This window comes from Caldithrix sp. (assembly GCF_056497305.1).
Map to the genome: position 1 here is coordinate 1 of NZ_JBSMDE010000005.1, position 12,531 is coordinate 12,531.

Annotated in this window: 6 protein-coding genes; 1 reads left to right on the plus strand and 5 read right to left on the minus strand. The window is 43.2% G+C overall.

Going from position 1 to position 12,531, the window contains the following annotated elements; translation table 11 throughout:
- The 5 genes from ACWB0I_RS00665 to ACWB0I_RS00685 form a co-directional block, all read right to left on the minus strand.
- Positions 1-2,967, minus strand: a 2,967-nt coding sequence (locus ACWB0I_RS00665; RefSeq protein WP_479386097.1) for a hypothetical protein, incomplete at its 3' end; no start/stop codon positions are given.
- Between the two features lie 346 nt (positions 2,968-3,313).
- Complete coding sequence (locus tag ACWB0I_RS00670; protein ID WP_479386098.1) at positions 3,314-3,442, minus strand: hypothetical protein; 129 nt, start codon at positions 3,440-3,442, stop codon at positions 3,314-3,316.
- Positions 3,443-3,636: 194 nt separating this feature from the next.
- Complete coding sequence (locus ACWB0I_RS00675) at positions 3,637-4,671, minus strand: PorV/PorQ family protein (protein WP_479386099.1); 1,035 nt, start codon at positions 4,669-4,671, stop codon at positions 3,637-3,639.
- A gap of 47 nt (positions 4,672-4,718) precedes the next feature.
- Complete coding sequence (locus ACWB0I_RS00680; RefSeq protein WP_479386100.1) at positions 4,719-7,937, minus strand: hypothetical protein; 3,219 nt, start codon at positions 7,935-7,937, stop codon at positions 4,719-4,721.
- Between the two features lie 233 nt (positions 7,938-8,170).
- The gene (locus ACWB0I_RS00685; RefSeq protein WP_479386101.1) at positions 8,171-11,140 is read right to left on the minus strand and encodes a TonB-dependent receptor; all 2,970 of its coding nucleotides are present in this window, start codon (positions 11,138-11,140) and stop codon (positions 8,171-8,173) included.
- 1,068 nt (positions 11,141-12,208) lie between these two features.
- Between ACWB0I_RS00685 and ACWB0I_RS00690 the strand changes: the two genes are divergently transcribed.
- Positions 12,209-12,442 carry a hypothetical protein gene (locus tag ACWB0I_RS00690; protein ID WP_479386102.1) on the plus strand — a complete coding sequence of 78 codons (234 nt, stop codon included), beginning with the start codon at positions 12,209-12,211 and terminating at the stop codon, positions 12,440-12,442.
- The last annotated feature ends 89 nt before the right edge of the window (positions 12,443-12,531 follow it).

Genomic DNA, 12,531 nt, shown 5'->3' on the forward strand with positions numbered 1-12,531 from the left:
CACTGCATGTGGCGGCAGATGGTTAAAGGTCACAAAGTGCGTAAATCGATCCGGCTCCAGAGGGCTGGCTGCGTAATAGGGATTGGGAAAGACGTTGATCTTTTCCACATCCTTCTTCATCAATTCCGGATCATTTTCGATTTTACCCGGCGCTGTGAATGAAAAGGTTAAATCTTCATCCACAGATTTAGTGGTGATAAATCGAATTACGGTTCCATTTTCTGGTAAACTTCTGGAGCCTCCAAAATCACAAATGATAATGTTAGACAAAACTTCCTGGCTATTATTCCACCATTCATAATTAAATGTACCACTGGTGATATCCTGCACAAATGCCTGATAACTTCCTTTTTCGTTAAGAGGCCGGCGGATATCAATCCAATCCGTAGCGGGAAATCCAAACACCGGGTCGGTATTCTTAAATCCAAAAGAGCCGGGCACTCCATTGCCCGAATAGCCTCCGGTTAAACAGCGCAGGTCATCTGAAAAATCGTCGTAAGTTTCAATCCCCACATCCCAGGCTTCAAACGGCACCTGGGCAGCTACCTTATTGCTGTCATCATCCCACCATACATAATATCCGTCTGTACGGCCAAAACGCAATTCAAAATCATGCTCCTTTGCATTACCGATGTTTAATGTTAATCGATCAAGCGCTCCGGCATCACCGCCAGCGCTAACATAAAACCGATGATCGCCGTCACTCCAGGCGCTCAAACTATGCCAGACGCTATTCCCACCATATGGGGCCCCAATATGATCCATTTCTTCATCTGGAAATCCTTCCGGATATCGGGCATTGGCTACCTCAACGATCGCTTTTAGCGTGGGCTTTGGTTGCCACACCTTAACCAACAATCCATCGGCAAGCAATTGATCATCATTCACGTTGGGACTCCCGTAACTTTTTTCAACCAGTTTAATTATTTGCTTTTTCAAAACAACTTTGTTTAAGGTCTCATCTTTAAGATTCCAGCGCCATTGCCCATACGTTTGGGAAGTAGTGTCCAGTTCATAGGTAAAATACACTTTGTAATCATGCCCTGTAACTTCGGCCGGATCAATAACCTTCACTTCACATTGCACATCACTCTCTTTATAGGCATTCACCTCTATGGCCTGCTCAGTATCTGTCTGATAACGATAGCCCGGTTTTTCATCCTGAATGGTTACCTTAATCACCTGATAGCCGGACTCAATGGAAGGTTGATCATTTTCCAATGGATTATAATTATAGGCCGTAACAGCAAAGTAATAAGTCGATCCCCGATAAAAGGGTCGTTTATTAACAGAATCAGCTCGAGCAATAAAATAGTGCTGAATCCCGGTATCGTTACCTTCCTGTAAAGGAAAGCGGATATAGCGGCCTTTTTCCGGGAAATAACGCAATCCTTCGATGGTAAAAACGCCATTTATTACATCAAAAGTGGCTAATTTAACGGCGCCATGATCATCAATAGAATCGCTGTTATCGGGTAGTTGATAAACGTTATATCCCTCAAATCGATAGCCGGCACGCACCTTGTTTTCAATTTCCCTTACGCTCTTTTCATTCCAGCCCCAGTTGAGCACCACATAATCATTAAAAGGCGAGGCTTTTACAAGCGGCGCTGGCGGTGCGGGATTCATATTTTTAAATTTATTCCGTACTATCTTCTTTAAAAATTTATTAATCCCTTTTATTTGTGTAATTCCCTGACGGTGATCTTTACCATATCCTCCAATTACGGCATAGATAATTTCTTTGCTTTCACCTGGTCGCATTGTAAATGGCCCGGAATTAACCATAAGTCGTCTATCTCCAGGCGCAAAATTCCAGCCCCGCCCATCCACATCCCCCCATTGGCCCTGGGGATCATTTACCGGATCTCCGCTTAACGGGAATTTGGTTATCTGGCCCTGTTTGGGACCACTGCCAATTTTTAAAGGGACAGGCTCCTGAATATTATTTGTACCTGCAAAGCCACGCATCATATTATATAGGATTAAAGTTAAATTAATCGAACCAAAAGGCGGATCCCCTCCCCAATAGCCACCAGGTGTGAAATAATTAAAACTGGTCATGGGCATATTTTTGTAGCCAATTTTTTCGGAAAAGTCAATGATCGCTGTATCCAGTGAGTTATTGGTCTGAATTGCCGTTCCTAACAACAAACCGAAACCAACACAACTGGGAATTAATTTAAATTTTGCAAAATCTCTATCTTTTCGATAGGCCGTGTAGGCAAAGCCAAGACTTAAGCTGGAGTCACACCCTGCAAGATCATCAGCATAATCACCAACATCAGCATCAACAAATTGACTAACATACACAGAATCAAGGAAATAGTTAGATTTATTGATCAGAACATAACTTTTAAACACCGTATTATTGTAAGGAATAAAATTTGTCTGGTAAGTGCAGAGTGTAGTCTGCAATTCAAGTCCGATTGGCGGAGATCCTGAAAAATCGTAAACATTGTATTTATTCAAATCATTGACTACAAACCAGAGCACCAGGTCGGCCTCAGCAATACCAGGGTAGTCGCCTTTTCCGACAATAGGGTATCCCTGTTCATCTACAACAGGATCATAAATGTAATTTCCATTTACATCGTTAAACGGCGCTCCGGCTTCTACTGGCCAATTTTTCAAGTTATCCGCATACCAGGCGCGCAGTTCATCAATCATGTAATCGGTTATCTCATTATCTTCTCTTCCAAATTGTCGCCATTCTTTTTTAAAATCTTCTCTAGTCAACATTTGCCAATTTTTTTTAATTTTAAAAATTCTCTCAAAAGTTACATCTGTAGTAAGATGGCCATTTTCAGAAATGATTCTTCCAGGCGAGGTACCGGGTAGGTAATAAATGCCGTCCACGCGTGGTGTATCAGAAATTAGTTTCATGGCTGAATCTCGTAAAAAAGCGCCCCATATTAAGCCATCCAGATACACTACAGGAATTTTTTTTAGAAAAGTAACCTCCACCAGCGCCCCCTTTTAAAGGGTCATTCGCCAAAGGGCCTCTGTAATCAACCCAAAATTTCCACTGCGATGTTTCTACAAAATCCCATTTTACATAATTGAAATCTGAGTGAATTGGTTTTACTGTTATTTTATTTCTGGAAAAAGTAATCTGTGGAAACCATATTAAAATAATTAGGAGGAGCAAAACTCGGGGTTTCATTGGCACACCTCCGCTATTAAAGCCTCTTATTGTTTTTGCGATTGCAGGTATGAACTGATATTGCAATTTATTTTTTTCATAAGGGCATCACAAATAATTTACAGTTCATTTTTAAATTTTCCAATCCTAATCGGAATAAATGATTGGCTAAATAGCACCAAAAATTTTCCAGTAACACGAATATTTTTCGTAGTCGTGTACTTTCATGAGCTTTAAAATCGCCTGTTCCAGAAAAGGTCCTTTGGTGATTTTGGTAGAAAAATTTAAATTTCTCAAACGCGTCCTGCTTCTAAAAACAAAAAGATTCAAAAGTCTAACCATAAAAACAAATTGTGCATTATTTGAAAAATGGAAAGTACAAAAATAGTGCCATTAGCATGAAGAGGCCAATTGCAATAAGGGAGATATTTAAATAGAAAAGGCCGATGGGAAAACCCACCGGCCTTTTTCAACAGAGAACCGCGTGCCTTTTAGAAACCAATATGTAAAGTGAACATATTGCTCGCATCAAAGTACCGTACATCGCGGAAGGCATAATCCAACCCAAGCATTGTGTTGCCAACCTTGTACTGCAAACCGGCGCCTAAAGAGAAAGTATAAATCTGCTCTTCAGAAGGCGTATTCATGGTGTACAGATAGCCAGCACGCAGGGCCAGAAAATTCTTGTAATTGTATTCCAGGCCTAAACGAATATCATCGTTCTGCACGTTATTGTTCTGGAATACACCGGAAACGACCAGGAAATTGCCTTCCATAACCGTATAATTGTAGCTCAGGCCCATCTCCAGGCTGGCAGGCAACTGATCGCTGGAAGTTCCACGACGGATAAATTCCGTTCTTCCATCGATTTGCGTTTGGGTCATCAAGCCGGTACCGGCATATTGCAAATTGGAACCAATATTTTTGGCAACGATGCCGAAGGAGATTCCTTCGATACCAGCCAGGTTCCGGTATTGCAGACCAATGTCAAAGGCAAAAGCGGTGGCGCTGACACGCGGAGCCGATTCGTAAACCAGCTTAGTTGTTACACCAACATTGATGGTGTTGGTCAGCTTCTTAGAATAAGTTAAGCCAACTGTGCTAAAAGTGGGCGAGAAAGTACGTCCATTACTACCATCCATATCTTCCACTGTAGTAAGAGGGATATCGCCGAAATCAAAGGCTTTGATGCTAAAACCAATCTCGCCAAATTTTCCCATTCCGGCACCTACGGCCAGATAGTTAACTCGAATATCACCAAAGATATTTACGGTAGAGAACATGCCCATTGCTTTCTGTTGCATATTAGAAAGACCAGCAGGATTCCAGTAAATGGCGTCCACACCGCTGGTAAAAACGATATCGGACCCTGCCATGGCCAAGTCTCTGGCGCCCACTGGAACCTGTAATTGGGTACCTGCTGCAGTACCAATCCTGTCTGCATCACCAGCGTAAACAGGCAGTGATGCCAGGAAGAGCACCAGCACGATCCAAATAACACCATTTAACAATTTAATTTTATTCATATTTAAACTCCCTAACTTTTTTCCCTATCACTGCTATTAAATTAACATTAATAGTACTCAACTACCTGTTCACCTTGAATGATCATCAGCTTCACTGTTTTGGTTTTACCGAGCTCAGGCATATCGATATAAGCAATATACATGCCAGAAGCTACAGGTAAACCAGCCTCATTCTTGAGATCCCACTGGAAGAACTGTGTATCATCATTCTTTTCCAGTTTGCGTACCTGAATACCACCCAGCGTGAAGATGCGGATAATAGCATGTTGAGGCAGATGGTTAAAGGTCACAAAACGATTGAAGCGATCCGGTTCCAGGGAGTTTGCAGCATAGTATGGGTTCGGGAAGACATTAATCTTTTCAACATCTGTTTTGGCCAGTTCATCGCTATGGGTTGCAGCAGGTGCCGTAAATGTATAGGTAGTTGTCAGCAGATGCGGCTTATTGGTAATCCAGCGAATCACTGTGTTGGTAGGCGGAAGAGTTCCGGCTCCACCAAAATCACATATAATGATTCGGGCCAGTACTTCGTAACTATTTGGAGCCCACCAGCTGTAGCTGAATGTGCCACTCAAGACGTCGTTTTCATACACTTCATATGTTCCTTGATCATTTGCTGGTTTACGGAAATAAACCCAGTCGGTTGCAGGGAAACCGAAGGCCGGATCGGTATAACCAAAATCAAAGGCTCCAATGGTAGCTCCACCGGAATATCCACCGGTTAACAGACGGATATCATCTGATGGATCGTCATAGGTTTGGATACCAACATCCCAGGCTTCAAAAGGAACATGGGCAGCGGTATCGGCATCATACCACCAGGTGTACGTACCACCGGCATCGGTGAAGCGCATTTCAAAGTCATGGGCTTCAGCATTAGCAATGCTGCGTGCCATACGTTCAATACCGCCATCGCCGCCTCCGGCGCTGATATAGAAACGATTGATATCATTAGGTGAGCTTAAGCTGTGCCATACATTATTTCCGCCATATGGTGCTCCGCTGCCATCATATTCATCCTCTGTCAATGGACCCTGGTCGTCAGCCACTTCTACAATAGCTTTAATACCAGGAGCAGGTCCGGAGACTTTGATCAATAATCCATCAACGATTAACTGATCATTAGCTGAGGGATCCGGTGACTGCGGTTGTTTGGCAAGAACGGTCTCACCGGTCGTTTCATCGATCAAATTCCAGACTGTTTCACCATAGGTAGCGGAATTAGTATCTTCATCGACCTCAAACGTGATTTTGTAATCGTGACCCGTAGTAGCCGAAGGATCGACAACAATCACCTGGCACACACCGTCGTCATTACCATTTTTAGTCACTTCAACCTGCTCACCCGCATCCCCTTCATAACGGTCGCCCGGTTTTGGATCTTGCACAACTACCGTATGGATAATGGGAGCCGATTCCAGAGCACGGTCACGTACCAGAGTCGGATCAAAATTATAAGCAGTCACGGCAAAATAATATGGCGTTCCACGAAATAGCGGTTTGCCAGTAATGTAATCTTTATCAATTACGATATAGCGTTGAATTCCAGCATCCGAACCAAATTGAATCGGAAGGTCAACCACCGTACCATATTCTGATGAGAATACAGAAGACTTAATAATGCGCACATCGTTAATCTTATCAAAAGTAGCAATTCTAACAACGCCTTCATCATTCAGATTCGAAGTAGCCGAAGGCAACTGGTAAACATTGTAACCTTCAAATTCATAATTTATGATCTTTGTTTCTTCGGTTTCTTTAATGCGGTCAACATCCCAGCCCCAGTTCAACACAACCTTGTCATCCAATGGAATGGCTTTTACATTTGGTGATGCTGGTGGTTTTGGGATAACCTGGAACAGGCTATTGTAAACCTGCTGAGCGACAATATCGGTACTCTTAACATCCGTGACTGACTGGATGTTATTGCCACCCAATCCACCAATCACAGCAACAACCACTTCCTGTTCGTCACCAGGTTGCATGGTGAAAGGACCGGAATTGGCAAACATACGGCGGTCGCCAGGAGCCATGTTGCTGCCTTTTCCGTCGATGTCACTATTTATACCCTCGGGATCAGTAGCCGGGTCACCGTAAAGCGGAAACTTGGTTGTTTGACCGGCTCTTGGACCGCTACCAATGGTCCAGGGAGTAGGATCTTTCAAATCATCCGTAGGCGCATATCCATTTAACATATTGTAGAACTGCAGAGTAAAAGAGATTTCTCCCATCGGAGGATCAGACCATGTACCGCCAGCGGAAAAATAACCAAAGGATGTCATACCCAGGTTTTTATGATCCGGCACATATTGCAAATTGAAAACGCCAGTATCGCCAGGCGATTCAATCAATGGCCCCTGGAAAAAGTCAAAACCCACAGCGGCAGGCGGTAAATTGACTTTGGCATATTCGGCATCAGAAACGCCACCATTGTAAGCAAAATGTAAGCTGAGTGTGGTATCACAACCAACAAGGTCATCGGCATAGTCACCAACATCCGGGTCAGACCATTGTGCAACAAACATAGAATCGAGCACCATACCCGACTTATTAACAATTTTGAAACGTTTGAAAACGATCTGGCCTAATGTATTGGAAGGCTGATTGTAAGCCCAGAGGGTCACCTGAACTTCCAGACCGATTGGATCGCTAGCGGATAAAGCCTGCACATTGGCTGCGTTTAAATCATTAACCACAAACCAGAGTACTTGATCGGCTTTTGCGATGCCAGGATAATCTCCGCCTTCAATCAAATTACCATCGTTATCAAACACCGCTTTGATGGGATATCCCTGCTCATCCAGTACAGGGTTGTATTCCCCATTGCCATCCACATCATAATAGGGGGCTCCCAGATCAACGGGCCAGTCTTTCCAGTCTTCAGCATATTGCTCTTTGATAGCCGTAGTCATGGCTTCAGTAACACCGGTAGTCGGCACATTATTTAATTCAGCAGCATCACGGATCAATTGAGCATGCGTCAGGGTGCGCCAATCGCTACGAATACGATAGACCTTTACACGCGGGTCATCCGTCGAAACAGCATTTCCCACGCTCTCAATCCAGCCGGCCTGTGTACCAACCGTGTAATATCCAAGGCCACCGACTCTTGGCGTGTCGCTCAATGCAACGCCGGTATTGGGGTCTTTTAAGAAAGCGCCCCACATAAAACCATCCAGGTAGATGGAGGTCATCACACCACGTGGATAGTAGCCACCGGCTGATCCAGTAAATGGATCGGATGCCATGAGTCCTTTATAATTCACCCAGTAGCCCCAGTTACCGATATTACAAATCGTCTGGGTTACTTTCGTTTGTGCAAGCTTGGCTAATCCCATCGTGTGAACTTCATTGGCTTTTGGCCGTGCTTGCAAACCTGACATGGCGCCCAATAAGCCAAAAATCAACACGATCAGGAAAAGTTGACTTATTCTTTTATTCATTTTATCTCCTCACACTGTTTGTGAACTCTGATTAGATATCTGCATCATCCAACAATTTAAAAGCTCAGCTTCAATCCAAAGAAAATTTGTCTTGGTGAACTATAGAGCTGACGGCCTACCAGATCCCAATAAGCCTGACCATTATCCAGATTGATCGCTTTGTACATCTTCACATAATCTTCGCCGCCATAAGCATCGATGAGGGAACGTGCTCTTTGCGGGTCAATGACGCCAGAAAGGAGTCCATCATCTTCTGCGCTACCTGTAATCTGATATACATTGATGACATTTTTGATATTGAACAAATTAAATATTCTGGCATACAGGGTAGCGGATATCTTATCGGTTAAATTAAAGGATTTATCTATGCGCAAATCTACGCGATGATACCATGGAGTTGTTGAGTTGTTGATCGGCTCCAGCGCTCGACGAGAACGCGTATCGATCATGTAGTCCACTCCACTGTCGTAAGGACCAGCCTGCCCACCGGAAGAAGTAACCAGGGTATAGGGATGGCCGCTATTAAAGGTGTACAGTAAATTAATGCCAAATTGTTCCAGGACAGGACCACCATCATTTTTACCAAAACGATAATCCAGATTAATGGACCCACGATGTCTCTGAGCAAAATCCAATGGATTCAACTGGGTCGGGCGTGGCGAAGTACGATCTACAGCCGAAATATAGGAAGTTTGCCCGGAACCAGTACCTTCAGCATCAGAGAAGGTATAATTCAACTGTCCCATTAGGCGATTGTAACGACGTAATCTAACCGTAATTTCCACACCTTTAGTTGTGGAAAAGTCACCATTGGTCAGGATATTGTAGGATTGAATGGTTGCACCTGGTTCAGGAGTAATACGATCGGCCTGCACTTCACCCTTAACATTTTTGTAGAAACCGGCAATATCGATAGCAGCATATTGACCGAACTGCTGGTTAAAACCGACTTCATACTGGGTTGTGCGGATGGGTTTCATATTAAAGCCAACCGGTGTAGTAAAGAAATATCCTACACCAACCTGACGTCCATATTGATAGGAGCTGTAATAGAAATCGTTAAACTCATTGGTCTGAACAAATTTTCCGTACTGGGCATAGAATTTCGTCTTGTCACTAACCGGAAAGGAGAAACCAAGACGAGGAGTTACATACATAAACGGTTTTACATCTTCCCATTCAGATGGATCAATGATGTGTTTTTCTTCATCAATCTTTGGATTCCGCGGATTTTTCAATTTGCGGTCTTTGGTATCAAAATATTCGAAACGTACACCGGCATTGATAACCAGGTCTTTGTATTCAATTTTGTCCTGTAAATAGGCTGCTGCAATCACCGGTTTTTTGGCACCGTCAAATCCGGTATCCACTTCTTTATTGCCCCACAAATCATATCCGAAGGTGTTGCCGACATAATTACTGGCCAGTAAAGCTACAGGGACAGAGTCTTCCACTCCGCCAAACCGTTTTACCTCTTTCATTACAGAAGGAGCAATGCTGAACTGACGGATGGTGTATTGACGCCAGCTTGCACCAAATTTAAGTTCATGATTGCGGGTAACCTGACTTACCAGATCAAACGCAGCATTTATATAATTTTGTTTATCCTTGTAATATCCATAATGTGGAAAACCATCTCGATAGAAAGTAAAACCATTAATCAGGTAATTATAGTCCGGATCGAATGGCGCACGATAGACAACACGACCATTTGTATGTTCATACACTTTCGCGCTATCCTGCCAGGAACGCCAGTCAGTACCAAAATAGTCATCCGATCTTTCGCCTTTATTCAGATAATAACTAAGCGTTAGATCATAGAATGTGGTCGGCGATAATACCTGAGTAAATTTACCACTTAACAACAAGGTATTACGCAGGAATGGCTGTTCACGTTTATCAAAGATATTCAACATGGGACGATCATATCGGAAACTCTTGGAATAGGTGTAAACGCCACTCAAGCGGAATTTAAATTTCTTCAAATCCCACAACAGTGTGCTGTTAATCGAATGGGATTTATACCAGTTATTTGGCGTGAAACCGTCCGGATAAGTGATCTGATCCAGGGTATCATCATGAGTCCGTCTGGGATTGGTGTCCACCAGAGGATTATTGAGGTTATCCGGATACTTGAAGGTGTATCCTTTGCTAAAACGCTTTGCCGCATCACCGATGTCCTGATTTTCATAAGCGATGAAGAAACGCAAATTTTTGGCGATGGGGCCGCTGGCTGTGGCAGCAATAATGTGCTCGCGATAAGAATAGGTTCCTAAGAACTTTTCGCCTTCAGCGGCAAATTTATCGGTTTGAGCATCTAAAGAAAAATGAAATTCAGGGCCACCAGTTTTCAACTCAGTGCGGATAATACCAGCATTGGCATTTCCAAATTCAGCGGTGTAACCACCTTTTAATACCTGAATTTCTTCAACAGCTTCCTGAATTACATGAACAGCGTTTCCACGGTTCATAGGATTGATGGTCGGCGCACCATCCAGATAGTAACCGTTGTCCTCACCACGGCCACCTCGAATATGGATTTCACCGTCTTGCACAACAACACTGGGCTGCAAAGCGACAATAGCGCCCGTGCCGCGAACCGGAATGGTTTCGATCTCTTCCGTAGTCACCTTCGAGATACTTTGCGTAACATGCTTTTCGACCAGGGGCCTTTCGGCAACAACAACGATCTGTTCTTCTAATTCCAGGGTCGTTGGTTCTAATTCAAAATTCTGCTCGGTAGTAATACCAGCAGAAACACGTACATTTTGAATCACAACTTTACGATAACCAACGTAGTTGGCTTCTACGTTGTAAGTTCCAACAGGTACATTGAGGATCACATAATAACCGTCGATATCGGTAGTGGCACCAAGCATGGTGTTTTGAAGGACTACATTAACGCCTGCAAGAGGTTCACCTGTCTGTTTGTCTTTAACTACACCAACGATTTTACCCGAAGACTGGGCAAAAACCAAAATTGGCATAGCTAAGACGATTAGTAAGATAAGCACTTTTTTGAACATCCCTTAACCTCCAAATAAATTAAAACACTACAATACAACTAAATAAAGGTTGGCAAAAGCAATATACATCAGGTCATAGGCGCCCCCTCCTCTTCATTTGATTACACTTCAATGTGTCGATAATCACAGGCAAAATATATGACTTATGCGGGAAAATGTCAAGATTTTGAAGGATTTTAAAAGGCTTTGATCCAATTAAAATCCATTCGTGGATTAAATTTAGAAAGAAACTCACACTACCCATCCATTGCCTGAAAGTGATCTGGGTCATATATCCTTCTTATAGTTACGCCCAATGCCCAATAAATATCGCACATAAAAATGATATTTTCAAGTCTTTGTTGAACTTTTTTACAAAAATTAAAAAAAAGTAGGGGATTAACAGAAAATTTCAAGATATTTGCTGTGTATTAAACGGCTTGAGATAAATCTACCAGTTACAATATGATTAGAATACTTCCCTTAAAACATATAATCCCGCTTAGCGGGATGCGAAAATTTTTAAGCTGCCTAATTACAGGGCAATCCCAAACGTTTGAGTAGATGAATATTTAGAAATCAAATTTTACAAAGCAAAGATTAAAACTCCCCCTTCTCTTTTTTTAAAGGGAATGGGGGCGGGAGGATGGGTTTTAAAACAAAAACTCGCCTTAAATGCTTCGCCCTTACAAAGTCGCGGACTGAGGCACCAGTTACATTGCTCTTTCGAATGGTCTGCCAATGTAAGGGATTCTTCTCCACCGATAAATCGGGGACTCAGAATGACATGCCGGCACGGTTCATCACCGCCTGGGCATAAGTTGCCCCTTCGCAAATTAATTCGTAATTCGTCATTCGTAATTTTTAATTTAAAAATGCTTCTCTGTGCGCTCTGTGGTTACTTAAATTCCTGTGTAAATGTCTTTTGGTTGCGGCTTGGCTGCCTTAGAATACTTCTCTCAAAAGATCTAACGCCTTAGCATGAGAAATTTTTAATCTGTTTGAAGAAGTAAAAACGTTGAATGGTTAAATGGTTTATTCGTTGAATGGCCTGTCCGGCTGCCACGGCCAGACCTGTCAGGCTGAGCCTTGCCAGACTGGCGGGCCTGTCCGGCTGGTGCTGCCAGACTGGCCCGTCCCCGAAAACGGGATTTCCGTTTTGCTCCAACCTTCGGCCGAACAGGTCTGTCCCCGAGGATTGGAATTTGTAATGACGCTCAGCACGAAGCCTCACTGATTGTCATTTCGACCGATGCGCCGAGAAAAAGCGACGTGCAAAGCGGAGAAATCTTTCTCAGGCGTAAGGGCGAAGCATTTTCCTGAAGGTTGTTCCAATTAGCGCAACCTCTTTGTGTACAAGTTAAAATCGCTCTTGAGAAAGACTTTGCAAAAAATGCTTCGCCCTTACAACG